The organism is Leucobacter sp. GX0328 (assembly GCF_053567315.1).
The window spans coordinates 531,530-555,536 of the sequence record NZ_JBSGPC010000002.1 but is presented as its reverse complement, the minus strand read 5'-3'; the positions used below and the strand labels follow the sequence as shown (position 1 = coordinate 555,536).

Here is a 24,007-nt window from a genome sequence, read left to right as displayed (position 1 = left end):
GCGGCTCGTTCACACGCGCGCCCGCGTGCTGCCGCCATTGGCCTGCAGCGTCTGGCCGACGAACGCCCGCGTATCGGGGCGCGAGAGGAGGGCCGCGACTTCGGCGATCTCCTCGGGCCGCCCGATTCTGCCGGCAGGGATCTCGGCTCCGTATCGTTCGTGCATCTCGTGCAGCGGGATGCCGGCATCGTCGGCATCGACCTGCAGCTGCGGGGTGTCGATGATGCCGGGTGCGATGCCGTTCACGGTGATGTTCTCGGGAGCGAGTTCGCGCCCCAGCGACTTCGTCAGCGCGATGAGCCCCGACTTCGACGATGCGTACGCGGTCGCATTCGGCCAGCCGACGACCCCCCATTCCGATGCGACGATGACGATGTTGCCGCGGCCGGTGCGGCGCATGCCGGGCACGACCGCCTGCACGCACCGGAAGGCGCCCGAGAGGTTCGTGTCGATATTGCGCCACCAGTCGTCGGCATCGTGCTCGAGCAGCGGGCTCATCGACATGTAGGCCGCGTTGCAGACGAGCACGTCGACGGGGCCCTGTTCGACGGCGACGGCGTCGAAGGCTTCGCGCACCTCGTCGGGCTTCGAGATGTCGGCGATGACCGGGAACCCCCCGGTCGCCCCGACGACCTCGCGCAGCTGGGGCGTGTCGGACCGGCCGTTGATACCGACCCGTGCGCCCTCTGCCGCGAGCCGTATCGCGATGGCCCGGCCGATGCCCTGCGTCGCACCGGTGACCACCGCGATGCGCCCCTGCTGGCGCTGCTTCAACTGCTCGCTCATCAGATCACCGCTCCCATGTTCGGGGAGATCACTTCGCCGAAGCAGAAGCCTCCCTCATCGATCAAGAAGTGCACCGCCTGCGCAATGTCCCCCGGCTGCGCGAGCGCCCGGGCCGGCAGCGATTCCAAGTATTCGGGTGTGCGCTGCTCGGCGGGCAGCAGCGGGGTGTCGGTCGGCCCGGGCGCGACGGCGTTCACGCGCACCCCCTGGCCCGCAACCTCACTGCCGAGACTGCGCACGAAGCCGAGAATGGCGCCCTTCGCAGCGGAGTAGTGCGCCTCGCTCTCGGTGCCGGCGATACCGAGCTCCGACGAGATGGCGACGATCGCGCCGGCGCCCCGCTCGACCATGCCCGGCAGCACGGCCCGCACGGGGCCGACGAGGCCGCCGATGTGCACGCGCATCATGCGGTTCCAGCTCTCCTCCGTGATCTCGCTGAAAGGCGAGAACTCGTAGTAGCCGGCGGCGGTAACGAGCGCGTCGATCGGGCCGACGGTACGCTGCACCTCGGCGACGGCCGCGTCGACGGCGTCGCGATCCGCGACATCGCACACGAACGAGTGCTCGAGGTCCGCAATCGGCGCGAGGTCGAACCCGCACACTGTCCACCCGCTCTCCTGCAGGGCTCGGCAGACGGCCATGCCGATGCCCGATGCCGCTCCGGTGACGACTGCCACACGTGTCACGATCGTTCCTCCTTCATTTCGATCTCTGCCGCGACCCGCAGGTCGTCATGCACTTCGCTGATGGGCTGCCTGATGTGGTGTCGCCTCGTGCGGTAGACGACGGCGCCGATGATGCCGAGCGCGACGAGGCTGATCACCATGCTCCAGTCGATGAACCAGGGCTGGTCCGGGATGTCGCGCGGCCACATCACGTTCACGACCTGGAACGTCAACCAGATCGCAGCGCCGTAGGTCACGGGTGCGCCAAGGCGGCCGAGCGTGAACTTGCCCGGCTTCCACTTGCCGCTCAGCCGCACCGCGGCAGCGGCGAACACCGGCACCGCGAAGGCGATGTAGGGGCCCATGACCGAGAAGCTAACGAGCACGTTGTAGAGCTGGGAACCGACGAGGAGCACGAACGCGGCCGCGATGATCGCGGTGAGCAGGATCGACCGGCTGGGCAGCTTCTCCGCGCCGCTGAGGCGCGACAGCCATGCCGCACCCGGCAGTCCGCCGTCGCGGGCCATGCCGTAGACGCCTCGCGACACCGCGGATTGCACGGCGAGGAAGCAGGAGACGAACCCGATGACGAACATGATGAGCAGGGGCTTGGCGATCGCCGGGCCGAGCTGCGCCTCGAGCGTCGCGGAGACGGGATCGCCCATGGGGTTCGCCAGCACCGCTCCGATGTCGGGGATAGCGAGGATCACGGCGACTGCAGAGATCATGACGGTGGTGCCGACGAGCAGCAGGCCGAAGACGATCGCCTTGGGCACATTGCGCTCGGGCTGTTCGACCTCTTCGGCGATCGAGCCGGCGGACTCGAAGCCGAGGAAGGCCCAGCCGACGAACGCGATGGCCAGCAGCATGGTACTGAAGCCGCCGGCATCCGGCCCGGGGAGCCCCTCGAACAGCGTCGACACCGGGTTCACCCGGTGGAAGATGAGGAGCACGATGCTGAGTCCGATCGACCCCACGAGCTCGCAGATGATGCTCGCGATAATCATGATCTTCAGGATCTGGCGCCCGATCATGTTCGCGGCGGTGCCGAGGGCGATGATGCCGAACGCGACGAGGGTGTGCACCCACGGCGCGGCATCCCCCTGCCCGAAGACGGCGAGCAGGAAGCCTGCGCCGCCGTGCGCGAGCGTCGCCAGTGTAATGGTGAGGCCCCACATGTACGCCCAGGCGGCGGTCCAGCCCCAGCCGATGCCCTTCGCGTGCCGCGCCCACTGGTAGACGCTGCCGGCGTAGGGCCAGCGCGAGGCGAGTTCTCCGAAGACGAGCGACACCAGCAGCTGACCGAACATCACGATCGGGAAGGCCCAGAAGAAGCGCGGCCCCGCCGCGAAGAGCCCGAGCGCGAAGATCGCGTAGAGCGCCACGATCGGCGAGATGTCAGCGAAGGCGAGGGAGAGCGCGGATCCGAATCCGAAGCCGCGTTTCAGTCGGTCTGTCGACCCGGGAAGTTGCGTGGTGCCGGCGGTGGTGTCGTTGCGACTCATAGGTCCCCCTTTGGACTCGGTGCCGCATTCATTGTCGAGCACCGGTACCGCAGCCAACAATCGACGATTGCACAGCTCGGCTGTTCTAGTCTCGACTTTCGTCCAACTGCTACCGCTCGTCGCGGAGCTGCCGGTAGGCCTGCACCGCCAGCCACAGTCGTGCGAGATCGCCGGTCTCCGATAGATCGTGGCCGGTGAGCTCTTCGATCTTGCGGATGCGGTACATCACCGTGTGACGATGCAGATGCAGGGTCTCTGCGGTCGCCCGCCACGAGCGGCCGTGCTCGAGGAAGGCTTCGAGCGTCGCCATCAGCTCGGCCGGGCCGCCCGCGTTGCCGAGCACCGGTCCGAGCACGCGGTCGATCAGCAGCCGGGCCTCCTCCGGGCCGCGCGGCCCGAGTTCGAGCGAAGTGTCGGCGTATGCGACCCATCGCGCGTTGCGGCCTTCTGCCGCACGCAGGGCCCAGCCCGCTTCTTCGCGCGCCCGGACCAGTCGACCGATGCTGCCGATCGGATTGCTCGCTCCGGCGCACCCCGCATCGCCGACCGCGTGCCCGAGCGCGTCGAGCATACGCGGCTCCGCCGGCAGCACCACGAACGAGGTCTCGCCTCGACGTATCGTAAGGTGAGGGCTTTCCGCCTGCCACAGCCGCACATGCAGCTCGGCCAGGCGCTCCGGCCGCTGCTCGTTGCGGGCAGCGACGAGTACCGCCTGTGCGAGGTCGATACCGGCGTCTTCGAGCGCGCGGGCGGCCTCGGCGCTGTCGGCCTTGCCATCGAGCATCTGGTTCAGCAGCTCGGCGCCGAAGCGGCGTCGATACTCGATGCCGAGGCGCAGCTGAGAGACCGCGAGCGCCCCGATGGTCGCCGCGTGCTGCAGGAGCAGCAGGTCGGGCATTCTGCCCGCATCGGGCAGGGCCACCAGCACGGCGTCCGGCTGCGCCGGCAGGTCGAGCAGCAGCGCGCGACGACCATCGGGAAGATCGATGCTCGTGGCCCCCGCCCGCACGCTCCCCTCGTGCTGCCCGATCGCTTCGCGCACGACGGCCGGCATCGGCGGCTGCCCGGGCGCCCAATTCTCGCCAGTCTCCCCGATGCAGACACGCACCTCGCACTCGAGCTCCGCCGAGATCGCATCGATGAGCCCCGGGAACCCCGTCTCCTCGTCTGCCGCGCGATGCATCGCCCGATACATGCGCTCCGTGCGACGCAGCCGGCTCGACTGCTCGACCTGGGTCGCCTCGGCGATCTCGCGGGCGACCGCCACGAACGGCTTCGGGTACGCGATCCAGAGGAGCGGAAACCCGAGTTCGTCGCAGGTGCGCAGCATCGTACGCGAGATCGGCGGGGCATACATCTCCTCGCCGATCACGAGCGCGACGGCCCCGTTTTCATGGAGCTGACGCACGAACCGCCCCTGCGCCGCCGCCGCCTTGGGCACTGAGAGCCCGTTGGTCATGAGCAGCTCGCCGCCGACGAGAAACCGCCACGGCTCCTCGATATCACTGGTGTGCGCCCACGCGACGACGCGATCGAGGCCAGTCGAGCCGGCCGCGATCGACAGCTGCAGATGAGACATTTCCGCGAGTTCGCGCACCGTCACCGACATGGAATGCATTCTATGCATCGCCGGAGATGCACGAGCGCGTCCACCGCGCGGCGCTCGATATGATGGATCTTCGTATCCGTAATGCGCCGCGCTCCTCGCACGGCAAAAGGCAGGGGTAGACATTGGCTGAGCATCCATCGTCTGATTCGAGTGACGCGAACGGCGTCGAACTCCCCTGGTCGCGATTCGTCGCGATCGGCGATTCGTTCACCGAGGGCGTCGGCGACCCCGATGCCGATAGCCCAGGCGGCCTGCGCGGTTGGGCTGACCGCTTCGCCGAAGCGCTCGCCGCGATCGACGAGAACTTCTCGTACGCGAACCTCGCGGTGCGCGGCAAGCTGATCCGCCAGATCTCGGAGGAGCAGGTGGAGCAGGCGCTCGAACTGCGCCCCGATCTCATCAGCCTGTGCGCGGGCGGCAATGACGTGATCCGCCCCGGCTCGGACCCCGACGAGGTGGCCGAGCAGCTCGAGCAGATCGTCACCCGCCTGAAGGCCGGCGGTGCGACCGTAGTGCTGTTCACCGGTGTCGACACCGCGTTCCAGCCCGTTTTCCGTTCCATCCGCGGCAAGGTCGCCATCTACAACGAGAACGTGCGCAAGGTCGCCCAGCGCCACGACTGCATCGTCGTCGACCAGTGGGCGATCGACGAATTGAAGGACGGGCGCTACTGGGCCGGCGACCGGCTGCACCTGAACGCGCTCGGCCACCATACGATCGCACGCGCGGCGCTCGCGGCGTTGAACGTGCCGAACGAGCTCACGCCGCTCGATCCGCCGTCGCTGCCCGAGCGCAGCTGGCGCGAGGCGCGCACGGAAGATGTCGTCTGGGCGCGCGAGTATCTGGTCCCGTGGGTGATCCGCCGCATCAAGCACGTCTCGTCGGGCGACGACATCGAACCGAAGCGTCCCCAGCCGACGCGCGCGCGTCGCGGGCGCTACGGGGCTGTCGACGAAGAACCGGAGCAGTTAGGCTGACCTCATGGCACATCTCACGCAGCAGCTCGCAGACACCGTCACCCAGGTCGGGGTGAACTCGGCCTTCGGCGATCCGCTCGAGGTCGACGGCACGACCATCATCCCCGTGGCCTGCACCTCGTTCGGATTCGGAGCCGGCGAAGGCGCCGGTGAACTCGACGGCAAGGCGCAGCACGGCGAGGGCTCCGGCGGTGGCGGGGGCGGCATGTCGATCCCTGTCGGCGCCTATGTCACCCGCGACGGCTTCACCCGCTTCGAGCCGAACCTGATCGCGCTGCTCGCGGTCGGCGTGCCCTTCGTGTGGGTCGCGGGCCGCGCGCTCGCCCGCATCATCCGTGCACTGAAGAAGTAGCCTTCAGCCGCTCCATCTCCAGGGATCGCGCGGCAGTGCGGCCGGGTCGAAGCGCGCCCGCAGCGTATCGACGCCGATGCGCTCGCCCGCCGCGGCCAGTCCGAGCGAGGTCGCGAGCCAACCCAGCACGTCGACCGGATCGACGCCTCGCTCCCGCAGCTGGGCGAGCGTGACGGCGCCATCGCGCTTCGCGAGCCGCGCTCCGCTCGGCCCCAGCACCAGCGGCACATGCGCGTATTCGACGTCGGGCGGCGAAGCCGCGCCGAGGAGCCGCTGCAGCAGAATCTGACGCGGCGTGGACGGTGCGAGGTCGTCGCCGCGCACGATCTGGTCGACGCCCATCGCGGCATCGTCGACGACGACCGCAAGATTGTAGGCAATGGTGCCGTCGCCGCGGCGCAGTACGAAATCGTCGATGTCGCCGGTGACCCGACCCATCAGGCGGTCGTCGAACCCGAGCTCGGTCAGCCCCTCGGGAGCCCGGAGCCGCAGTGCGGGTTCGCGGGGCGCGATGCGTTGGCGCGCGGCTCGTCGTTCGGCCTCGCTCAAGTTCCGACAGGTACCGGGGTAGGCTCCGGGCGGGGCGTGGGGAGCACTGGGGGCGGCGAGGATGTCGCGCCGCGTGCACGTGCACTCGTAGACGAGGCCCGCATCCACGAGCGCGGCGAGTGCCGCATCGTGGTCGGAACCCCGCTCGGTCTGCAGCACTGCCTCGCCGTCCCAGTCGATGCCGAGGCTCTCGAGGTCGTCGAGCTGCCGCTGCGCGCCGCCCGAGTCGCGCGCTCGGTCGAGGTCTTCGATGCGCATGAGGAAACGGCGGCCGCTGGTGCGGGCGAAGAGCCAGGCGATGAGCGCGGTCCGCAGGTTTCCGAGGTGCAGGTCTCCCGACGGGCTCGGCGCGTAGCGTCCGGCGCCGGTCTCCGCGATCTCGATCTCGCGCTCCTCTTCCATCCGACCATCCTCCCACGGCACCGCGGGCTCGCGGCATCCTTCCGACGCACCACCGAATGGCCCATTGCGACCTGCTGAAAGTGGTTCAGCGAGTGGTCCAGTGGGAGGATCGTTCCATGCGTGTTCTCTCGATCCAGTCCTCCGTATCGTACGGTCATGTCGGCAACTCGGCTGCGGTGTTCCCGTTGCAGCGCATCGGCGTCGAGGTCATGCCCGTGTATACCGTCTGCTTCTCGAACCACACCGGATATGGCGCCTGGCGCGGGCCGCTCCTGACCGGCGACGACGTGCGGGAGATCGTCATGGGAATCGAGGAGCGGGGCGGGCTCGAGCGCGTCGACGCCGTGCTCTCGGGGTATCAGGGCGGCGACAGCATCGGCGACGCCATCCTCGACGCCGTCGCCCGGGTCAAGCGCCGCAGCCCGAATGCGGTCTACGCCTGCGACCCCGTGCTCGGCAACGCGAAATCGGGCTGCCATGTCGCACCCGAGGTGCAGAACCTGATTCGCGACCGGGTCGTGCCCGCGGCCGACCTCATCACGCCGAACCAGTTCGAGCTCGGCTTCATCACCGGCACCTCCCCCGACACGCTCGAGTCGACGCTCACATCGGTCGACCTCGCGCGCGAACGCGGCCCGAAGACGGTGCTCGTCACGAGCCTGGAGCGGCCGGAGCGCCCCGAGGGCACCATCGAGATGCTCGCGGTCGACGGCGACGGCGCCTGGATCGTGCAGACGCCGCATCTCGCCGGGAAGTGGAACGGTTCCGGAGACGTCACCGCCGCGCTGTTCACGGCGCACTTCGTGCGCACCGGCGACGCCGCAGAAGCTCTGGCGCGCACTTCGGCCAGCGTCTTCGAACTGCTCGAGAACACCCTCGCGTCCGGGCAGCGCGAGCTGCAGCTGATCGAGTCGCAAGAAGCGTATGCGGCTCCGAGCATGCGCTTCGAAGTGACGCGGGTCCGCTAGAGCGAGCTGCCCCAGGCGATGCCGAGCGCTGCGAGGGCGACCGCGGCGACGAGCATGCCGATACCGTTCAACAGCGCTGCAGCAGTGCGCTTGCGTCGCAGCAGCTGCACGGTGTCGAGGCTCGCAGTGCTGAACGTCGTATACCCGCCGAGGAATCCGATGGAGATCGTGGCGACGATCGGAGCGTCGAGCGCCGCTCCGGTGAGCAGCCCGAGCGCGAACGATCCGCTGAGGTTGATCAGCATCACGCCCCACGGGAAACGAGCGCGAACGCGATCGGGAATGCTGAGGTCGATCAGGTAGCGCGTCGCTGCCCCGAGGCCGCCGCCCACCGCGACGCCGAGCGCGATCATCAGTTCACTCATCGCCCACCGCCCCATCGGCACTCGCGGAAGCGTCGGATCGGCGCGCGTGCAGCCGTGCGCCGACGATGATGCCCGCCCAGCTCGCAAGACCCCCGATGACCACCGTCGCGAGCGCGTAACCCGCAGCGAGACCGACGGAGGCGCCCGAGATCACCCCGCCGTTGCGCATAAGCCCGACCGTGCCGGCAGCGAGGCTGCTGTAGGTCGTGAATCCGCCGAGCATGCCGGTGCCGACGAGCAGACGGGTCGCTCGCCAGCGATCCTCGCCGCGCGGCGAGAGGCCCTCGACGAGCAGGGCGAGCGCGAATGCACCGAGCACGTTGATGGCGAGGATGCCGACGGGAACTCCGGCCACCGCTCCCCCGACGCCGCGTTCGATCGCGCCGTCGAGCAGATACCGCATGAGCGTTCCGACCGCGCCGCCCAGAGCGACCAGCGCGACATCGGGCAGCTTCTCCCGGATGCGCTCCCGATCACTCACACGGACATCGTACTGCGCGGCTCCGATCTCGACTCGCTAGCCGCGCGGCACGGGCGGGCCGAGGATCAGGAGCACCGTGAATACGACGGCCACGAGCACGACGAGCAGCACGATCGCGAGCAGCGGATGCCGCAGCACCCAGGCCTGCACGTGCTCGATGAAGCCGCGCGGAGCGTCGCCGCCGGGCACCAGCCGCCACCCGCCGGCCAGCAGACCCTTGCGGTCGATCGCGAACTCGAAGGGAACCGTGGCGAAGGGCACGACCGCCGTGATCAGCCCGAGAATGCCGGTGCCCGCCTTCCAGCGCTGGTTCACCCACACGAATACGGTCGTCACGCCGTAGCAGAGGAACACGAAGCCGTGCACGCCGCCGGCGATCGGCATCGCCGCGTCGGTCACGCCGGTACCGCGGAGGATCATGGCGGTGATCAGGCCCGCCCAGGTGACGACTTCGGCGAAGGCGAAGGTGCGAAAAAGCGTGCGCGGCGACATACCGATCACGCTACCGAATACTCCGAGTCGAACCCTGCGCGTTGCCTGTTCTCGGTGGGGCCGGAGCCTTCTCGAGCGTCGCACTCGCGCGGGATCGCCTCGATGTGCAACTCGGGCGGATCTTGGGTTATGATCGTAGGGTTGCCTCGCCCGAGCGGCAGGTCAGCATGGTGGGCATAGCTCAGTTGGTAGAGCACCGGCTTGTGGTGCCGGTGGTCGCGGGTTCAAGTCCCGTTGTCCACCCCGAGAGAAGGTCCCGGACTCGTACGAGTCCGGGACCTTCGTCCTTCTGCGACGCCTACGCGCTCAGGCAGTGTCCGCCTCGCTCGGCTCGTTCTGGGCGAGCAGCACGGCGAAACCGGCCCAGAGGATCGCGAGCGGCATCGCGGTGTCCTTGCCGTTCCAGCTGCTCGACTGCCACATCGCGAACCACTCGGAGCCGATGACGATGAAGCCGATGAACCAGATGAGGAATCCGAGCCCGTAGGCCGCGTAGCCCCACCCGCGCACGCCGTTGTAGGCATCGGCATCGGCATTGCGGCGCAGGAACAGCTTCACTCCCCCGATGAGGCCGAGCGCGGCGAACACGCCCTCCGCGAGAATGATGCCAATGTAGCCGACGGTCCACACCCACGGCACCGTGATAGCGCGCCACATGAGCGCGTTGCCCTCGAAGGTCGTATCCATCGAGAGCACGTGCTTCACGAACTGGTAGTTGGAGTCGTAGTCCATGAGGTTTCCCATGAATACGAAGAGGCCGAAGAGGCCGGCCGAGAACAGCGTGAACGCCTGCAGCAAGCGGAGCGGATGCTTCATCGCACTACCTTTCGCTCGAACACCAGATCGAGGCGCGGGTTCGCGCTCGACTCGAACGGAATTGCCTGCACGAACCGCCACCCGGCCGCTGCGCGCTCGCGGATCGCGGCCCGATAGTCCGCCTCCCAGTCGGAGCCCTCGCGACGGCGTAGCATTCTGATGCTGACGAACGCGTACTCGTGCATTCCGGCACCCCCTTCTCTCTCAGCTTGGCCCACCGGTCGACCGGAGTCAATGGGCGCTCGACTGGGGCGGAGCTGGATGTTCCGCCCGCGAACCGCACGGGACGGTTAGGCTGGGGGCATGCTCGAGATATCGCCTGAGGAGTTCGAAGAACTCGTGTCTGATGGCCTCGATTCTCTGCATGATGAGATGCTCGAACAGCTCGACAACGTCATCTTCCTCGTCGAAGACGAACCGGCAGACGGCAGCGACATTCTGGGCGTCTACGAGGGGTTCTCGCTCGCCGAGCGCGGCGCGTACGGCTTCGGCGAAGAGCCCGACCGCATCATCCTCTTCCGGCTGAACCTGTTGCGGCACTGCGCCGACCGCTCCGAGCTGGTCTCCGAGATCCGCATCACGCTGGTGCACGAGATCGCTCACTTCTACGGCATCTCGGAAGCGCGCATCCATGAGCTCGGGTGGGGCTGATGGCGGTGGCGGGCGTGCAGCCGAAGATCGACGGCCAGGGTCAACCGGCGGCCGTCGCCGAACGTCCCTGGCAGACGGTCGTATGGGATGATCCGGTGAACCTCATGTCGTACGTCTCGTACGTCTTCCAGACGCACTTCGGGTTCAGCGAGGAGCGCGCTCACGAACTCATGCTGCAGGTGCATCATCGCGGCAGCGCCGTGGTCGCCGAGGGCGGGCGGCACGCGATGGAGATGCACGTCGAGGCGATGCACGATTACGGCCTGTGGGCGACGGTGAGAGAGGTGGGGTCGGAATGATGCTCGTGCAGCTGCCCGAGGGCGGCCTGCGCATGGTGCTGCAGACGGACGAGGCGGCCATGCTCGACCAGCTGGTCACCCAGCTGCTGCAGCTCCTGCAGAGCCACAGCTCGATGGCGCTCGACGCCGACCCGCTCTTCGCGAGCCTGGAGGTCGGCGGGTCGGAGTCGAAGCCCGAGGACCCGGCGCTCGCCAGGCTCTTCCCCGATGCGTACGACCAGAGCGATGACGCCGACCGCTTCCGTCGCGTGTCCGAGCAGGGCATCCTGAACCGGAAGGTGCAGGATGCCCTCGCGGTGACTTCGGCGATCGGGCTCGGAGGCGACCCGTTCTCGTCGCTCGAGGACGACGATCTGGAGATCGAGGTCGATATCGCTTTCGACGAACTGCCGACCTGGGCGCGCACCCTCACGGCGCTGCGCCTCGCGATCGCCGCCCGCATCGGCCTCGAACAGGAGTCGGATCACGCCCGTCTCGAAGCCGACGACGAGGCCCGCAGCACCGTGCTCGTCTTCGACTGGCTCGCGGCCATACTCGATGCCGTGATGCGCGCGCGTACGGCGGGGGCCGGCAAGTCGGCCTGAAGCCGCACCGGTTCGCGGGCGGTCTGCGCTGCCGAGTGCGTCAGTCCCGGTCCTCGACGAGGCCGTAACGCACGAAGGCGCGCCAGATGCCGTCCTCCGCCACCGTGCCCGTCGTATAGTCCGCCGCATCGAGCAGCGCGGGCGGCGCGTCGCCCATCGCGACCCCGGCGGCGGCCTCGACGACCATCTCGAGATCGTTGGCGCTATCGCCCACGGCCATCGTGCGGCGCATCGGAATGCCGTGGAACTCGGCGACGCTGTGCAGGGCGCGCCCCTTGTTGGTCGTGCGCAGCCCGACCTCTCCCCCGAGTTCGCCGAGGTACGGGATCGTGCCGGTGACGGGGAGGAAGCGGGCGTCGATGACATCGCACAGCCGCCCGTACGCCAGCGTATCCGGGCCGACGAACGTGGCTTTCGCGATGCCGACGAGCGGCGGGGGGCCCGCGTACACGAAACGGCGTTCGAGCTGCTCCAGGTGGGCGAGCGCGCTCGCACCACCGGCGGCGATGCGGCGCTGCTCGCGCAGCAGCGGGCGCATCCGTTCGGCGAGCCCGATGCTCGCATAGGTGCGATCCCTGGCTTGCAGCGTGAACTCGAGGTCGAGCGTGCCGAACAGGTCGATCAGATACGAGACATCCGCATCGGGCATGGTCTCGGTGGCGATGAGCGCTTCTGCCGTTTCGATGAAGCCGCCGCTCGCCGTCACCACCCCGTCGAAGCCGATCTCCATGATCTCGTCGGAGATGCCCGAACGCGATCGCCCGGTCGACAGGTAGACGCGGTGACCGCGAGCCCGCGCCTGCCGTACGGCCCGGGTGGCCGATGGTCGGGGCCGGTGGGTGCCGTCGACGAGCGTACCGTCGACGTCCAGGAAAATCAGCCAGGGATCATCGGCGGGCGCAGCCGCGCGCGCCGGCGCCGAGCCGTCGAACGGCTCCGCAGCCCGCCGCACCTCGTCGACCATGCCTCAGCCCGCCGTCCGCGGATTGAGCCGCAGCAGCTCGCGCGATCGTTCGACGTCGCTTGCGGCGTTCTCGATCAGTTCGTCGAGTACGGAGAATGCGGCCATCTCTCGAATGTACGCCACGAACGCCACTTCGAGCTCGAGGCCGTACAGGTCGCCCGAGAAATCATGAAGAAAGCACTCGGCCCGATCGGCGGCGACATCGCCGAAGGTCGGGTTGTCGCCGACGCTGACGGTCGCCTCGTGCCAGAGCGCGCGGCTCTCCGGGCGGGGCACACGCACCCAGGCGGCGTAGACGCCGGCCGGGGGCAGCGGGTCGTGCGTGTCGAGGTTCGCCGTCGGATAGCCGAGCTCACGCCCGCGGCCGTCGCCGTGCACGACGACGCCCGCGACCCGCCAGTCGAGCGCGCTCATTCCCCGATGGTGCGGTATCGACTGTGGTGGAAGACCAGCGGCTCGACATCGGCGAAGTACTCGACGTCGCTGACCTCGAGCAGCACGATGGTGTGATCGCCGCCGGGCAGCAGGGAGTGCACCGAGCAGCTCAGCCAGAGCGCGGCGCCCGGGAAGTGGACGGCACCGTCGTCGCCCGCCTGCCAGTCGATGTTCGCGAAGCGATCGCCCTCGCGCGCCGAGAGCTGCCGGCTCACGCCCTCCTGCGCATGCCCGAGCACGCTCAGGCCGATGGAGGCGACGTTCTCGAACTGCGGCCAGGTGCGCGAGGTGTTCGCGACGCTGATCGCCACGAGCGGCGGATCGAGGGAGATCGAGGTGAAGGAGTTCACCGCCATGCCGATCGGCGCCCCGACGGCCCCGACGGCCCCGACGGCGACGACGCCGGTCGGGAAGGCGGAGAAAGCGCGGCGCAGCTGCGTGCCGACTCCGGCGTCGGATGCCTGCTGAACGTTCATATGTGACCCTCCATGAATCAACATAGTCAAATTTGTCTATTAGAGATTAGCACAGATAATCGTCAATCTTGATCAATTCTGTCGAGCGCCCTAGCATGATGGGATGGCCTCATACACACGTCTCATCGTGCTCGGAGCTGTCTACCAGTTCCAGCCCGTGCACGGGTATTTCCTGCGGCGCGAACTGTCGACCTGGCACGTCGACGAGTGGGCGAACACCCAGCCGGGTTCGATCTACAACGCACTGAAGTCGCTCATGCGAGACGGGTACATCATCGATGACGGCACCGAGACCGATGGCAAGTACCCGGCGCGGACCGTGTACAGCGTCACCCCGACCGGCAAGGTCGAACTGCTGCGCATGCTGCGCGATACGCTCTGGCGGGTCGAGGCGTTCGACACGAACTCGGTCATGGCGCTCACCTCGTTCATGTTCGCGCTCAGCCGCAGCGAGGTCATCGCGGGCCTCGAGAATCGCGTCAGCAAGATCGACGCGCTCATCACGACGAACTCGTTCCAGATCACGGACACCCTGCGGTCGGAGACCACGCCGAAGTACGTGCGCGAGATCTTCGAGCTCTCCTCGGCCCGCCTGAGGGCCGAACAGGTCTGGGCCCGCGAGCTCATCGAACGGCTGCGCGTCGGCGAGTACCGCTTCGCGGACGAAGAGGCCGTCGCCGCGTCCTGAAACGCGCGAACGCCCCGCCCTCGATACCGGAGGCGGGGCGTTGCGCATGCGTTCTAGAACCCGACGAGCTCGGACACCGCCTCCGCCGACAGGGCGTCGGTCTGCGCCCCGCGGTGGCACGCGACGATCGCGCCGGCGGCCGCGCCGCGGCGCGCTGCGGTCTCGAGGGACTCGCCGGCGGCGAGAGCAGCGACGAACCCGCCGCAGAACGCATCGCCCGCACCCGTCGTATCCACGACGTCGATGGGGAACGCGTCGACGGAGAACGGCTCAGCACCCAACGGATGCACGGTCAGGCCGTCCCCGCCCTGCGTGTGCACGACGGTGACCAGCGGCGAGAGAGCCTCGAGCCCACCGAGCATCGCGAGCTCCGAATCGTTCACGATGAGGATGTCCACATTCGGCAGCAGGCCGAGCACCGCATCGTGCGCCGGTGCGGCGTTGAGCACCGTCGTGGCCCCGGCGGCGCGGCCGGCCGCCAGCGCCTCGCCTGCGGCATCGATATTGATCTCGAGCTGCACGAGCACGACGCGGGCCCCCGCGATGCCGCGCGTTGCGGCCCCCGCCTCGACCCGCGCATTGGCACCGGGGATCACGATGATGCTGTTCTCGCCTTCGGCGAGCGACATGATGTGCGCGATGCCGCTCGGCACCGTCTGCACCGCGACCGCGGAGTCGTCGACTCCCGCCTCGCGCATGGCGTCGACGAGCAAGCGGCCCTCCGCATCGTCGCCGATCGCTCCGCACATGCGCGTCGCGGCCCCGCACCGTGCCGCGGCGACCGCCTGATTCAGGCCCTTGCCGCCGGGGTACAGCCCGAGCGCCTCGCCGATGATGGTCTCACCCGGCTCCGGGAGCCGGGTGAGACCGAGGTAGCGATCCGCATTCAGACTGCCGACCACGCATACCGCTGCATCGTTCATGACGAACAGACTACCGCTCAGTAGGCGCGGGCCGCAGCGGCGGGGTGCTCATCGGGAAGCGTCGCGGTGCCCGACTCGGTGAGCCGCTCGCGCAGCGTCGCGCCCTCGCTGGCGGCGACCGCCCCGCGCTCGCGCAGGATCGGCAGCACCTGCTCGACGAAGTCGATCGTCGAACCGGGCTGGATGACCGGCGAGAGCAGGAAGCCGTCGAGGTCGCCGCCCTCGGCCAGCGCGATCACGTGATCGGCGACCTCCTCCGCGGTGCCCACGAACGCCTTCGAACCGACGCCGTGCTCGTGCCAATCCTTCAGCACATCGCCGACGGTCATGCCGGCGAAGCGCGATACCTGCGACTGCGACAGTTCGGTGTGCAGATCGGTCATCGGCGTCTCGGGGTCGTACGCCGAGAGGTCGAGACCCGTGAACCATGCGTACGAGGCGACGGTCACCTCGGCGGTCTGCGAGGCGAGCACCTCGTCGTACCGGCGCTGCGCGTCCTCGGTCGTCTCGCCGATGACGCAGCGGAACTCGGCCATAACCTTCACCGAGTCGGCGCTGCGCCCCGAATCGACGGCGGCCTGCCGAATCGCCGTGCTATGCGCCGCGAGCTGCTCGGCGGTGCCGCCGCCCACGAACATGCATTCGCCGTGGCGGCCGCCGAACGAACGGCCCGCGGGCGATGCGCCGGCCTGGAAGAGCACGGGAGTGCCCTGCGGCGAATACGATGAGTTGCCGTAGCCCTCGCTCTTGAAGTACGGGCCCTCGTGCTTAATCGTGTGCACCTTCGCCGGGTCGGCGAAATTGCCCTGCTTGTCCTTCGTCAGCGCGTCGGGCTCCCATGCGCCCTCCCACAGCTTGTAGACCAGGCGCACGAAGTCGTCGGCCATCTCGTAGCGCTCGTCGTGCGCCACCATGGGCACGCCGAACGCCTTGACCGCCGTATCCGCGGTGCCTGTGGTGACGATGTTCCATCCGGTGCGCCCGCCCGACAGCTGATCGAGCGTCGCCATGCGGCGCGCGAACGCGTACGGCTGCTCGAGCAGGGTCGACCCGGTCATGACGACGCCGAGCTGCTTCGTGTGCGCGAGGATCGCCGATGCGACGATGAACGGGTCGAGGCGCGGCAGATCGAGCCCCTCGACCGACGCGATATCGGGGCGCACGCCGTTGACCTCTGCCCAGCCCCAGGCATCTGCGAGGAACAGGAAGTCGAGCCCGCCCTCCTCGCAGATCTTCGCGAGCCTCGTCCAGTACTCCAGCGTGTCGTACTGATCCCGCTGGTTATCGGGGTGACGCCAGGTGGCCCGGCCGCTGTCGTTGGCCTGCGCGTTCTCGAACAGGCCGAAGTGCAGCTTCTTCATGGGGTTCCTCTCTCCCAAATTCAATTCTGTGTCTCAGCGGGCGCTGACTTCGTCGCTCCACCACAGCACCCGCTTGCGCACGATGGCGAGCAGCGCGATGAGCAGGATGCCCATCAGGCAGAGCATGAAGATCGCGGCCCACGTCACGGCGAGGTTCGCCTGCGCGGCGGCGGTGGTGACGAGCGAACCGAGGCCCGCGGCCGTGCCCGCCGCGACGAACTCCGCGACCGCGGCACCGACGACCGCGAGCGGCAGACTGATGCGGAGGCCGGCGAAGAAGTACGGCATGCTCCCCGGGAAGCGCAGGTCGCGGAAGATCTCCCAGCGCGAGGCGTGGAGCGTCTGGAAGACGTCCTTCGTACGCGGATCGACGCTGCGCAGCCCGGCGAGCGAGTTGACGAGCACCGGGAAGAACACGACGATGCCGGTCACGATGTACTTCGGCAGCATGCCGAAGCCGAACGCGACCACGAGCGCCGGGGCGATTGCGATGACCGGGGTGACCATGATGAGCACGATGAGCGGCATCACGGCGCGCTCCACGATCTCGAACTCGCTCATGATGACGGCGATCACGAAGCCGAGCACGATCGCCGACCCGGCGCCGATCGCGACCTCCTGCAGGGTGATCAGGAAGTTCTTCCAGTACATGCCGGGGTCTGACGCGAAGCTCTCGCCGACCTGCCCGAACGTCGGCAGGATGTACGGGTTCGTGATCGCGATCACGTGCCAGAGCACTGCGACGATGGCGAACACGACAGCTGTCGGCGCCCATACGCGCGGGTGCGCCCAGGCGAGGTTCGCGGAGCGCGGCGCCGTCGACTGCTGCGCCTCTTGCACGGCGACCGCGCGCGTGGCTGTCACGTCATTCGATTCAACCGACATGTGCATTCGCCTCCATGACATCGCTCAGCCGCTGGCGCACGTAGCCCTCGAGGTCGCGGAACTCATCGCTCGCGTAGGACTCGGAGGTGCGCGGGCGCGGAAGATTCACGTCGATGATCTCCTCGATACGGCCGGGGTGGGCCGCCATCAGCACGATGCGGTCCGAGAGCACGATCGCCTCGGGCACGGAGTGCGTGACGAACATCACGGATTTGCGGTTCGACTGCCAGAATTCGAGCAGGCCGAGGCGCTGCTGGTCTCGGTTGATCTCGTCGAGCGCCGAGAACGGCTCGTCCATGAGCAGGATGTCGGGGTCGAACGAGAACGCCCGCGCGATCGCGACGCGCTGCTGCATGCCGCCCGAGAGCTGCTTCGGGAACTTATCGAGTGCGGCGCCGAGGCCGAACGAGCGCAGCAGCTCGTCCGGATCCCTCAGCGTGCGCCCCTCGTTCGCCTTCGGATTGATGCGCACCGGCAGCTTCACGTTGTCGCGCACGCTCTTCCACGGCAGGAGGGCGGGGGCCTGGGGCACCAGGCCGATGCGCTTCTTCTTCGCGGCGGCGCGCACGCTCTCGCCGCCGATCGTCACCGAGCCTCCGTTCGCCTCGTAGAGGCCCGCGACGACCTTCAGCAGGGTCGACTTGCCGCAGCCGCTCGGCCCGATCACCGAGACGAACTCTCCCGGGTTCACCGTGAGGTTCACATCGCTGAGCGCCAGCATCTCCTGGCCCGGCTTGCCGAATTTCTTGACGAGGTGCGAGACCTCGACGCCGTGGCCTTCGCTCAGACCGACTGTCACTGGGCGTCTCCCGGCCAGATCAGCGCGCCGTCGGCGTCGTAGAGGCCCGCGACGAGCTCCGGATCCATGACGTCCTCGACCGGCGGGATGTCCGTGACGTTGCCGAACTTCTTCACCATGTCGGCCGCGCCCTGCCACTGCTCGACGGTCTGCACGCCGGGCGCTCCGGCCTGGCTGTCGCGCACCCACTGGGACTCGACCTTCCAGGTGCGCTCGAGCTGCTCCTTCGGGAACGCGTCGCCCTGGCCGTTGTCCTTCGCGAGCTTCGCGAGGCGCTCGACGCAATCGGCCTCGTTGTCGAGGCAGTACTGCAGCGCCTTCAGGTCGGCGCGCATGAAGTCCGCGACCACTTCGGGATTCTTCTGGTAGAACTCGGCGTTGGTCTCCATCACGTTGTACGTGCCGCTGAGATCGAACTCGGCCGGGACGAACTCCGAGAACTCCTCGCCCATGGCGCGCAGCGTTTCGCACTGGTTCGACGCGTAGCCGACGATCGCATCGGGCTGGCTGCGCAGCACCACGGTCGGGTCGTAGTTGGTCATCTTGACCAGTTCGACCTTATTGATGTCGGCGCCGGCGGCATCGAGCATGGCCGCGGCGACCGGCGTCAGGTTGATGAAGTAGCCGAGCTGCTTGCCCTCGAGATCCTTCAGGCTCTTGATGTCCTTATTGGCGAACAGGCAGAACGGCGAGGTCGTCCCGTAGGTGGCGACCGCGGTGAGGTTCTTGCTGTTGGCGGCCGCCATCAGCACGTCCTCGGCAGAGCCGAGGCTGCTGAACTGGGCCTTGCCCGACGAGACGAGCTGCTGCCCGTTGCCGCCGGCCGCGTTGATCTCGACGTTCAGGCACAACTCGTCGAAGTAGCCGAGCTCCTGCGCCATGAAGACGTCGATCTGGCTGGCGCTCGCCGAGTAGCCGTAGCCCGAGATGTAGGTGATCTTCTCGGCGGCATTGCGATCGCACGCCGCCTGGTCGATGATCGACTTGTCGTTGTTCGCGGCGGGCGCCTCGGAGGCGCCGCTGCAGCCGGCCAGGAGGGCGACGCCGGCAAGTGCGCCGATGATCGCGAAGCCCGTTCGCTTATGGGATACCGAGGACTTCATCGTCCGTCCGCCTTTCGTCATGATGAGCAGGAATCTCTTAGTCAAGATCTGGCTCTAATTTATACTAGTCAAGAGCGAACTAGTCCAGTGGAATCGCAGATTCTGCATTCGTGATCGAGCTGTGACCCGGCCCGGTCGCGGCGAACCTCAGGTCGGCGGCTGCAGGGACCGGTGGTCCACCACCGCGCCGCGCCCGCCGAGCAGGCTCGCGGCGACCACGCCTCCCGCCCCGAACCTGCCGCGCACCTCGTCGACCGCCTGGTCGACGGCCCGCCACTCGTCGTCGTCGCTCCACAGCCCGGCCGGGTCGGCCCCAGCGGGGAGCAGCTGCTCGGCGCGCACCCCGATGAGGCGCACCGGCCGGCCGGCCGGGAGCCCCGCGAACAGCTCGCGCGCGGTCTGATAGATGCGCTGCGTCGCATCCGTAGCCTCGGCGAGCGTGCGCGATCGGGTGACCGTCTCGAAGTCCGACCAGCGCACCTTGATCGACACGGTACGGGCTTCGAGGCCAGCGCCCCGCAGCCGTTCCCCCGTGCGCGTGGCGAGCCGCAGCAGTTCGCGCTCGAGCAGCGCCGCGTCGACCTCATCGCGGGCGAACGTCTCCTCGTGGCCGATGCTCTTCTCCGTGCGCTCCGTCTCGACGCCGCGGGCATCGCGTCCGTTCGCGAGATCGTGCAGGCGACGCGCGCTCGCCACGCCGACGATGCGCTCGAGCGAGGCGAGCGGCTCCGCGGCGAGGTCGGCCACCGTATGGATCGCCCGCGACCCGAGCGCCTTCGCCGTGGCTCGACCGACGCCCCACATCGCCTCGATCGGCAGCGGGTGCAAGAACTCGAGGGTGCGCTGCGGCGGGATCTCGAGGAGGCCGTCGGGCTTCGCGCGCTGCGAGGCGAGCTTGGCGACGAACTTCGTGCCCGCGAGCCCGACCGATGCCGGCAGCCCGGTCTCCTCGCGCACCCGTTCGCGCAGCCGGCGCGCGATCTCGACCGGCTCGCCGAAGAGCCGCACGGTGCCCGCGACATCGAGGAACGCCTCGTCGATGCTGAGCGGCTCGACGAGCGGCGTGAACTCCTCGAAGATCTGCATGACCCGGCGCGAGGCCCGCCGGTACTTCTCGAACGTCGGCGGCACGAGCACGAGCTGCGGGCAGAGCTGCTTCGCCCGTGCGACCGGCATCGCCGAACGCACACCGTATCGGCGCGCCTCGTAGCTCGCGCTCGACACCACGGAGCGCGCCGTGTCGTGGGCCGCCGCGACTGGACGCCCGCGGAGCTCGGGCCGGTCGAGCAGCTCCACCGAGACGAAGAACGAATCCATGTCGACGTGCAGCATCGAAGCGACCTCGCGCTGCTGTCCCGTCATGCCCCCATTGCACCATATTCCGGGGGCGCGCGGCTGGTGAACCGCCCGGCATCGCCGCCCGCCGGCCCTACGAATTCACCGGCTCGATCGGCCGCGTCTTGGTAGCGTGGTGTCATCAGTCGGGTGGCCCGGATCCGGGCGGCAGGAAGGCGATCTATCTTGGCGAAGCAGCAGCCCTCAACTTCTCCGCAGCCCTCGGGATCCTCCCGGGACGACGCCGTCGCGGCCCTGCGCGCGCGAGCGCAGGCCGACGTGCTCATCATCGGCGGCGGCATCAACGGCATCGCGACCTTCCGCGAACTCGCTCTGCAGGGCGTCGATGTGGCTCTCGTCGAACGGGGAGACTTCGTCTCGGGCGCATCCTCCGCCTCGAGCCACATGGTCCACGGCGGCATCCGCTACCTCGAGAACGGCGAGTTCCGCCTCGTGAAGGAGGCGGTGCAGGAACGCAATCGCCTCATCCGCAATGCGCCCCACTACGTGCGCCCGCTGCGCACCACGATCCCGATCTTCAAGACGTTCTCGGGAATCCTCACGGCGCCGTTCCGGCTGCTCGTCACCCACGGTCGCGGAGAACCGCGCGAGCGCGGGGCGCTGCTCATCAAGATCGGGCTCGTCATCTACGACCTCTTCTCGCGCGCGGGCGGCCAGGTGCCCCGGCACCGCTTCCTCGGCAGCGATCGTTCGCTCCGCGAGCTCCCGCGCCTGAACCCCCGCATCAAGTACACCGCCACCTACTTCGACGCATCGATGCACGACCCCGAACGCCTCGCGCTCGACGTGCTCGCCGACGGCATCAGCGCGGGCACGGGCGCCCGCGGAGACCGCACGGCGCGCGCCGCGAACTACGTCTCGGCCGTGGGGTTCTCGAACGGGAAGGCGACCCTGCGCGACGAGGCGAGCGGCGAGGAGTTCCCCTTCGCCGCCCGCGTCATCGTGAACGCGAGCGGCCCGTGGACCGACCTCACCAACGAGGCGCTCGGCCGCCCGACCCGCTACATGGGCGGCACGAAGGGCTCGCACATCGTGCTCGACCACCCCGAGCTGTTCGAGGCGACGGCGGGCCGCGAGATGTTCTTCGAGCACTCCGACGGCCGCATCGTGCTCATCTATCCGCTCAAGGGCCGGGTGATGGTCGGCACGACCGACATCGATGCCGACCCCGCCGAGCCGATGGTCTGCACCGACGACGAGGTCGACTACTTCTTCAACCTCATCCCGCACGTGTTCCCCGCGATCCCCGTCGACCGGTCGCAGATCGTGTACTCGTTCTCGGGCATCCGGCCGCTCCCCCGGCACGACGACACCGCGCCGGGGTTCGTGTCGCGCGACTACCGCATCGAGCACGGCTGGCTCGGCGATGTGCGCACGCTCAGCCTCGTCGGCGGCAAGTGGACGACCTTCCGCGCGCTCGCCGAGCACCTCGGCGACGAGACGCTGAAGCTGCTCGGGGCCCGCCGCAGCATGAGCACCCGCCGCACGGTCATCGGCGGCGGAGCCGGCTACCCGCGAGATGCCGCGGCGAAGCGCATCTGGGTCTCGAAGCACGCCCAGGGCCACGACCCGCGGACCGTCGAGGCCCTGCTCGAGCGCTACGGCACCGCGGCCGCCGAGGTGCTCGCCGCGATCCCGACCGACGCATCGGAGCTGGAGCACGCCCCCGGCTACTTCGCGGCGGAACTGGCGCACCTCGCGCGCACCGAGGACGTGCTGCACCTCGACGACCTGCTGCTGCGACGCACCTCGCTGGCGTTCGTTGGCGGCCTCACCCGCGAGACCCTCGCCGAGGCGGCCGACGCCATCGCCCCGGTGCTCGGCTGGAATGCCGACGCGCAGCAGCAGGAGATCGAACGGACCGAGCGCCTCCTGCATGACGCCCATCGCGTCGTGCTCGGCGAGCCCGGCATCGCACCCCTCGATTGACGCCGGGCCTCCCGGGCCCGCGCCGCACCCGAACTTCAGAGACGAAGGAGCACGCCATGTCCCAGTACGTGATCGCGATCGACCAGGGCACGACGTCATCGCGCGCCATCATCTTCGACCACGACGGCTCGATCGTCGCGGTCGGCCAGAAAGAGCACGAGCAGATCATGCCGGAGGCCGGCTGGGTCGAGCACGATGCGCTCGAGATCTGGCGCAACGTGCAGGAGGTGATCGGCACCGCGCTCGGCACCGCCGACCTCACCGGACGCGACATCGCCGCGATCGGCATCACGAACCAGCGCGAGACCGCGGTCGTCTGGGACCGGCGCACCGGCGAACCCGTGCACCACGCGATCGTCTGGCAGGACACGCGGACGCAGCCGCTCGTCGATGCGCTCGCGGCCGACGGCGGCGTCGATCGCTTCAAAGCGATCACGGGCCTTCCCCTCGCCAGCTACTTCTCGGCGACCAAGATCGCCTGGATCCTGGAGCACGTCGACGGCGCTCGCGAGCGGGCCGAGGCCGGCGAGCTGATGTTCGGCACGACCGACAGCTGGATCCTGTGGAACCTCAGCGGCGGCCCCGACGGGGGCGTGCACGCGACCGACGTGACGAACGCGTCGCGCACGCTGCTCATGGATCTCGAGACGCTCGAGTGGCGCGACGACCTGCTCGAGGCGTTCCGCATCCCGCGTTCGATGATGCCCGAGATCCGGTCCTCCTCGGAGGTCTACGCCGAGGCGGAGGCCTCGTCGCTGCTGCACGGCACTCCGATCTCGGGCATCCTCGGCGATCAGCAGGCCGCCACGTTCGGGCAGGCGGCGTTCGACGCCGGCGAATCGAAGAACACGTACGGCACCGGCTGCTTCCTGATCTTCCAGACCGGCACGGAGATCGTGCACTCGGTGAGCGGGCTGCTCACGACTGTCGGCTACAAGCTCGGCGATGCGCCGGTGCACTACGCGCTCGAAGGGTCGATCGCGGTCACCGGATCGCTCATCCAGTGGCTGCGCGACCAGCTCGGGCTCATCTCGTCGTCGTCCGAGGTCGAGCGGCTCGCGAAGTCGGTCGAGGGCAACGGCGGCGTCTACTTCGTACCGGCGTTCTCGGGACTCTTCGCACCCTACTGGCGCCCGGATGCGCGCGGTGCCCTCGTCGGGCTTACCCGCTATTCGAACCGCGGCCACATCGCGCGCGCCGCGCTCGAGGCCGTCGCCTACCAGACCCGCGATGTGCTCGATGCCGTCAACGCCGATGTCGCGGCCGGCGGCGGCATCCACCTGAGCGAGCTGCATGTCGACGGGGGCATGGTCGCCAACGAGACCCTCATGCAGTTCCAGGCCGACATGCTCGGCGTGCCCGTCGTGCGCCCGCGCATCGCCGAGACGACGGCGCTCGGCGCCGCCTACGCGGCAGGGCTCGCAGTGGGGTTCTGGTCGGGACTCGACGAGCTGCGCGCGAACCGGCAGGAGGCGCACCGGTGGGAGCCGCAGCTCGCCGCGGACGAGCGCGATCGCCTGCTGCGGCAGTGGCGCAAGGCGGTCACCAAGTCGATGGACTGGGTCGACACCGACACGCGCTGACCGG

The 24,007-nt window shown here is 68.7% G+C and carries 28 protein-coding genes and 1 tRNA gene; 10 read left to right on the top strand and 19 right to left on the bottom strand.

Annotated elements, in window-relative coordinates:
• Positions 1 to 9 precede the first annotated feature (9 nt).
• From ACUYTF_RS10760 to ACUYTF_RS10745, 4 genes are all read right to left on the bottom strand, one after another.
• A complete protein-coding gene (locus tag ACUYTF_RS10760) occupies positions 10 to 786 on the bottom strand; it encodes an SDR family NAD(P)-dependent oxidoreductase (RefSeq protein ID WP_449279795.1) in 777 nt (258 codons plus the stop codon).
• Positions 786 to 1,472 (bottom strand): SDR family NAD(P)-dependent oxidoreductase, encoded by a 687-nt coding sequence (locus tag ACUYTF_RS10755; RefSeq protein ID WP_449279794.1) that lies wholly within the window; start codon positions 1,470 to 1,472, stop codon positions 786 to 788. The genes ACUYTF_RS10760 and ACUYTF_RS10755 overlap by 1 nt, the downstream gene beginning before the upstream one ends.
• Positions 1,469 to 2,956 carry an amino acid permease gene (locus tag ACUYTF_RS10750; RefSeq protein ID WP_434143645.1) on the bottom strand — a complete coding sequence of 496 codons (1,488 nt, stop codon included), beginning with the start codon at positions 2,954 to 2,956 and terminating at the stop codon, positions 1,469 to 1,471. Before ACUYTF_RS10750 ends, ACUYTF_RS10755 begins: the two co-directional genes overlap by 4 nt.
• A gap of 109 nt (positions 2,957 to 3,065) precedes the next feature.
• Entirely contained in the window at positions 3,066 to 4,565 is a 1,500-nt protein-coding gene (locus tag ACUYTF_RS10745) for a PucR family transcriptional regulator (protein WP_449279793.1), read from the bottom strand.
• A gap of 122 nt (positions 4,566 to 4,687) precedes the next feature.
• On the opposite strand from ACUYTF_RS10745, the gene ACUYTF_RS10740 reads away from it, so the two are divergent.
• Together ACUYTF_RS10740 and ACUYTF_RS10735 are read left to right on the top strand one after the other, a co-directional pair.
• On the top strand, positions 4,688 to 5,542 hold the full coding sequence (locus ACUYTF_RS10740; protein ID WP_434143641.1) for a GDSL-type esterase/lipase family protein: 855 nt from the start codon (positions 4,688 to 4,690) through the stop codon (positions 5,540 to 5,542).
• Positions 5,543 to 5,546: 4 nt separating this feature from the next.
• Positions 5,547 to 5,894 (top strand): spore germination protein GerW family protein, encoded by a 348-nt coding sequence (locus ACUYTF_RS10735; protein WP_434143640.1) that lies wholly within the window; start codon positions 5,547 to 5,549, stop codon positions 5,892 to 5,894.
• Positions 5,895 to 5,897: 3 nt separating this feature from the next.
• On the opposite strand, the gene gluQRS is transcribed toward ACUYTF_RS10735, so the two are convergent.
• Positions 5,898 to 6,845 (bottom strand): tRNA glutamyl-Q(34) synthetase GluQRS, encoded by a 948-nt coding sequence (gene gluQRS / locus ACUYTF_RS10730; protein WP_434143638.1) that lies wholly within the window; start codon positions 6,843 to 6,845, stop codon positions 5,898 to 5,900.
• A gap of 116 nt (positions 6,846 to 6,961) precedes the next feature.
• Here gluQRS and pdxY point away from each other — a divergent pair, with 116 nt between their 5' ends.
• Positions 6,962 to 7,813, top strand: a complete 852-nt coding sequence (pdxY, locus tag ACUYTF_RS10725; protein ID WP_449279792.1) for a pyridoxal kinase PdxY — start codon at positions 6,962 to 6,964, stop codon at positions 7,811 to 7,813.
• Here the strand turns inward: pdxY and crcB are convergent.
• The 3 genes from crcB to ACUYTF_RS10710 are packed head-to-tail and all read right to left on the bottom strand — an operon-like array spanning position 7,810 to position 9,151.
• Complete coding sequence (crcB, locus tag ACUYTF_RS10720; protein ID WP_449279791.1) at positions 7,810 to 8,178, bottom strand: fluoride efflux transporter CrcB; 369 nt, start codon at positions 8,176 to 8,178, stop codon at positions 7,810 to 7,812. The genes pdxY and crcB overlap by 4 nt on opposite strands.
• The gene (locus ACUYTF_RS10715; RefSeq protein ID WP_449279790.1) at positions 8,171 to 8,659 is read right to left on the bottom strand and encodes a fluoride efflux transporter FluC; all 489 of its coding nucleotides are present in this window, start codon (positions 8,657 to 8,659) and stop codon (positions 8,171 to 8,173) included. Before ACUYTF_RS10715 ends, crcB begins: the two co-directional genes overlap by 8 nt.
• Positions 8,660 to 8,695: 36 nt before the next feature.
• A complete protein-coding gene (locus ACUYTF_RS10710; protein ID WP_449279789.1) occupies positions 8,696 to 9,151 on the bottom strand; it encodes a DUF3817 domain-containing protein in 456 nt (151 codons plus the stop codon).
• Between the two features lie 170 nt (positions 9,152 to 9,321).
• On the opposite strand from ACUYTF_RS10710, the gene ACUYTF_RS10705 reads away from it, so the two are divergent.
• Positions 9,322 to 9,394 (top strand) — tRNA-His (locus tag ACUYTF_RS10705).
• A 63-nt stretch (positions 9,395 to 9,457) separates the two neighbouring features.
• Here the strand turns inward: ACUYTF_RS10705 and ACUYTF_RS10700 are convergent.
• Both ACUYTF_RS10700 and ACUYTF_RS10695 read right to left on the bottom strand, forming a co-directional pair.
• Positions 9,458 to 9,967, bottom strand: coding sequence for a DUF2165 family protein (locus tag ACUYTF_RS10700; RefSeq protein ID WP_449279788.1), 510 nt, complete (start codon positions 9,965 to 9,967; stop codon positions 9,458 to 9,460).
• Entirely contained in the window at positions 9,964 to 10,152 is a 189-nt protein-coding gene (locus ACUYTF_RS10695; protein WP_449279787.1) for a DUF4177 domain-containing protein, read from the bottom strand. Before ACUYTF_RS10695 ends, ACUYTF_RS10700 begins: the two co-directional genes overlap by 4 nt.
• Before the next feature lie 118 nt (positions 10,153 to 10,270).
• Between ACUYTF_RS10695 and ACUYTF_RS10690 the strand changes: the two genes are divergently transcribed.
• The 3 genes from ACUYTF_RS10690 to ACUYTF_RS10680 are packed head-to-tail and all read left to right on the top strand — an operon-like array spanning position 10,271 to position 11,501.
• A complete protein-coding gene (locus ACUYTF_RS10690) occupies positions 10,271 to 10,618 on the top strand; it encodes a metallopeptidase family protein (RefSeq protein WP_449279786.1) in 348 nt (115 codons plus the stop codon).
• Positions 10,618 to 10,917, top strand: a complete 300-nt coding sequence (gene clpS / locus ACUYTF_RS10685; RefSeq protein WP_449279785.1) for an ATP-dependent Clp protease adapter ClpS — start codon at positions 10,618 to 10,620, stop codon at positions 10,915 to 10,917. Before ACUYTF_RS10690 ends, clpS begins: the two co-directional genes overlap by 1 nt.
• The gene (locus tag ACUYTF_RS10680; protein ID WP_449279784.1) at positions 10,914 to 11,501 is read left to right on the top strand and encodes a DUF2017 family protein; all 588 of its coding nucleotides are present in this window, start codon (positions 10,914 to 10,916) and stop codon (positions 11,499 to 11,501) included. The genes clpS and ACUYTF_RS10680 overlap by 4 nt, the downstream gene beginning before the upstream one ends.
• A gap of 40 nt (positions 11,502 to 11,541) precedes the next feature.
• On the opposite strand, the gene ACUYTF_RS10675 is transcribed toward ACUYTF_RS10680, so the two are convergent.
• From ACUYTF_RS10675 to ACUYTF_RS10665, 3 genes are read right to left on the bottom strand one after another with little or no spacing between them, the layout of a single operon-like run.
• Positions 11,542 to 12,465, bottom strand: coding sequence for an HAD hydrolase family protein (locus tag ACUYTF_RS10675; RefSeq protein ID WP_449279783.1), 924 nt, complete (start codon positions 12,463 to 12,465; stop codon positions 11,542 to 11,544).
• 3 nt (positions 12,466 to 12,468) lie between these two features.
• On the bottom strand, positions 12,469 to 12,879 hold the full coding sequence (locus tag ACUYTF_RS10670; RefSeq protein WP_449279782.1) for a riboflavin kinase: 411 nt from the start codon (positions 12,877 to 12,879) through the stop codon (positions 12,469 to 12,471).
• On the bottom strand, positions 12,876 to 13,376 hold the full coding sequence (locus tag ACUYTF_RS10665) for a flavin reductase family protein (RefSeq protein ID WP_449279781.1): 501 nt from the start codon (positions 13,374 to 13,376) through the stop codon (positions 12,876 to 12,878). The genes ACUYTF_RS10670 and ACUYTF_RS10665 overlap by 4 nt, the downstream gene beginning before the upstream one ends.
• Positions 13,377 to 13,479: 103 nt before the next feature.
• Here ACUYTF_RS10665 and ACUYTF_RS10660 point away from each other — a divergent pair, with 103 nt between their 5' ends.
• A complete protein-coding gene (locus tag ACUYTF_RS10660; protein ID WP_449279780.1) occupies positions 13,480 to 14,064 on the top strand; it encodes a PadR family transcriptional regulator in 585 nt (194 codons plus the stop codon).
• 53 nt (positions 14,065 to 14,117) lie between these two features.
• On the opposite strand, the gene ACUYTF_RS10655 is transcribed toward ACUYTF_RS10660, so the two are convergent.
• The 6 genes from ACUYTF_RS10655 to dinB form a co-directional block, all read right to left on the bottom strand.
• On the bottom strand, positions 14,118 to 14,987 hold the full coding sequence (locus tag ACUYTF_RS10655; protein ID WP_449279779.1) for a PfkB family carbohydrate kinase: 870 nt from the start codon (positions 14,985 to 14,987) through the stop codon (positions 14,118 to 14,120).
• A gap of 17 nt (positions 14,988 to 15,004) precedes the next feature.
• Positions 15,005 to 16,348 carry an NtaA/DmoA family FMN-dependent monooxygenase gene (locus ACUYTF_RS10650; RefSeq protein ID WP_449279778.1) on the bottom strand — a complete coding sequence of 448 codons (1,344 nt, stop codon included), beginning with the start codon at positions 16,346 to 16,348 and terminating at the stop codon, positions 15,005 to 15,007.
• Between the two features lie 33 nt (positions 16,349 to 16,381).
• Positions 16,382 to 17,212 (bottom strand): ABC transporter permease, encoded by an 831-nt coding sequence (locus ACUYTF_RS10645; RefSeq protein ID WP_449279777.1) that lies wholly within the window; start codon positions 17,210 to 17,212, stop codon positions 16,382 to 16,384.
• Between the two features lie 10 nt (positions 17,213 to 17,222).
• A complete protein-coding gene (locus tag ACUYTF_RS10640) occupies positions 17,223 to 18,032 on the bottom strand; it encodes an ATP-binding cassette domain-containing protein (protein ID WP_434144216.1) in 810 nt (269 codons plus the stop codon).
• On the bottom strand, positions 18,029 to 19,135 hold the full coding sequence (locus tag ACUYTF_RS10635; protein WP_449279776.1) for an ABC transporter substrate-binding protein: 1,107 nt from the start codon (positions 19,133 to 19,135) through the stop codon (positions 18,029 to 18,031). The genes ACUYTF_RS10640 and ACUYTF_RS10635 overlap by 4 nt, the downstream gene beginning before the upstream one ends.
• Positions 19,136 to 19,282: 147 nt before the next feature.
• A complete protein-coding gene (dinB, locus tag ACUYTF_RS10630) occupies positions 19,283 to 20,497 on the bottom strand; it encodes a DNA polymerase IV (RefSeq protein WP_449279775.1) in 1,215 nt (404 codons plus the stop codon).
• 159 nt (positions 20,498 to 20,656) lie between these two features.
• Between dinB and ACUYTF_RS10625 the strand changes: the two genes are divergently transcribed.
• Both ACUYTF_RS10625 and glpK read left to right on the top strand, forming a co-directional pair.
• Complete coding sequence (locus ACUYTF_RS10625) at positions 20,657 to 22,420, top strand: glycerol-3-phosphate dehydrogenase/oxidase (protein ID WP_449279774.1); 1,764 nt, start codon at positions 20,657 to 20,659, stop codon at positions 22,418 to 22,420.
• A 56-nt stretch (positions 22,421 to 22,476) separates the two neighbouring features.
• Positions 22,477 to 24,003, top strand: coding sequence for a glycerol kinase GlpK (glpK, locus tag ACUYTF_RS10620; protein ID WP_449279773.1), 1,527 nt, complete (start codon positions 22,477 to 22,479; stop codon positions 24,001 to 24,003).
• Positions 24,004 to 24,007: the final 4 nt, after the last annotated feature.

Excerpts from the sequence above, each read along its gene's own strand:
- crcB (WP_449279791.1), bottom strand. The coding sequence starts at position 8,178 with ATGAGTGAACTGATGATCGCGCTCGGCGTCGCGGTGGGCGGCGGCCTC.
- ACUYTF_RS10760 (WP_449279795.1), bottom strand. The coding sequence starts at position 786 with ATGAGCGAGCAGTTGAAGCAGCGCCAGCAGGGGCGCATCGCGGTGGTC.
- ACUYTF_RS10695 (WP_449279787.1), bottom strand. The coding sequence starts at position 10,152 with ATGCACGAGTACGCGTTCGTCAGCATCAGAATGCTACGCCGTCGCGAG.
- ACUYTF_RS10700 (WP_449279788.1), bottom strand. The coding sequence starts at position 9,967 with ATGAAGCATCCGCTCCGCTTGCTGCAGGCGTTCACGCTGTTCTCGGCC.
- ACUYTF_RS10675 (WP_449279783.1), bottom strand. The coding sequence starts at position 12,465 with ATGGTCGACGAGGTGCGGCGGGCTGCGGAGCCGTTCGACGGCTCGGCG.
- ACUYTF_RS10710 (WP_449279789.1), bottom strand. The coding sequence starts at position 9,151 with ATGTCGCCGCGCACGCTTTTTCGCACCTTCGCCTTCGCCGAAGTCGTC.
- ACUYTF_RS10745 (WP_449279793.1), bottom strand. The coding sequence starts at position 4,565 with ATGTCGGTGACGGTGCGCGAACTCGCGGAAATGTCTCATCTGCAGCTG.
- ACUYTF_RS10655 (WP_449279779.1), bottom strand. The coding sequence starts at position 14,987 with ATGAACGATGCAGCGGTATGCGTGGTCGGCAGTCTGAATGCGGATCGC.
- clpS (WP_449279785.1), top strand. The coding sequence starts at position 10,618 with ATGGCGGTGGCGGGCGTGCAGCCGAAGATCGACGGCCAGGGTCAACCG.
- pdxY (WP_449279792.1), top strand. The coding sequence starts at position 6,962 with ATGCGTGTTCTCTCGATCCAGTCCTCCGTATCGTACGGTCATGTCGGC.
- ACUYTF_RS10690 (WP_449279786.1), top strand. The coding sequence starts at position 10,271 with ATGCTCGAGATATCGCCTGAGGAGTTCGAAGAACTCGTGTCTGATGGC.
- ACUYTF_RS10660 (WP_449279780.1), top strand. The coding sequence starts at position 13,480 with ATGGCCTCATACACACGTCTCATCGTGCTCGGAGCTGTCTACCAGTTC.
- gluQRS (WP_434143638.1), bottom strand. The coding sequence starts at position 6,845 with ATGGAAGAGGAGCGCGAGATCGAGATCGCGGAGACCGGCGCCGGACGC.
- dinB (WP_449279775.1), bottom strand. The coding sequence starts at position 20,497 with ATGACGGGACAGCAGCGCGAGGTCGCTTCGATGCTGCACGTCGACATG.
- ACUYTF_RS10680 (WP_449279784.1), top strand. The coding sequence starts at position 10,914 with ATGATGCTCGTGCAGCTGCCCGAGGGCGGCCTGCGCATGGTGCTGCAG.
- ACUYTF_RS10665 (WP_449279781.1), bottom strand. The coding sequence starts at position 13,376 with ATGAACGTTCAGCAGGCATCCGACGCCGGAGTCGGCACGCAGCTGCGC.
- ACUYTF_RS10670 (WP_449279782.1), bottom strand. The coding sequence starts at position 12,879 with ATGAGCGCGCTCGACTGGCGGGTCGCGGGCGTCGTCGTGCACGGCGAC.
- glpK (WP_449279773.1), top strand. The coding sequence starts at position 22,477 with ATGTCCCAGTACGTGATCGCGATCGACCAGGGCACGACGTCATCGCGC.
- ACUYTF_RS10650 (WP_449279778.1), bottom strand. The coding sequence starts at position 16,348 with ATGAAGAAGCTGCACTTCGGCCTGTTCGAGAACGCGCAGGCCAACGAC.
- ACUYTF_RS10735 (WP_434143640.1), top strand. The coding sequence starts at position 5,547 with ATGGCACATCTCACGCAGCAGCTCGCAGACACCGTCACCCAGGTCGGG.
- ACUYTF_RS10750 (WP_434143645.1), bottom strand. The coding sequence starts at position 2,956 with ATGAGTCGCAACGACACCACCGCCGGCACCACGCAACTTCCCGGGTCG.
- ACUYTF_RS10635 (WP_449279776.1), bottom strand. The coding sequence starts at position 19,135 with ATGAAGTCCTCGGTATCCCATAAGCGAACGGGCTTCGCGATCATCGGC.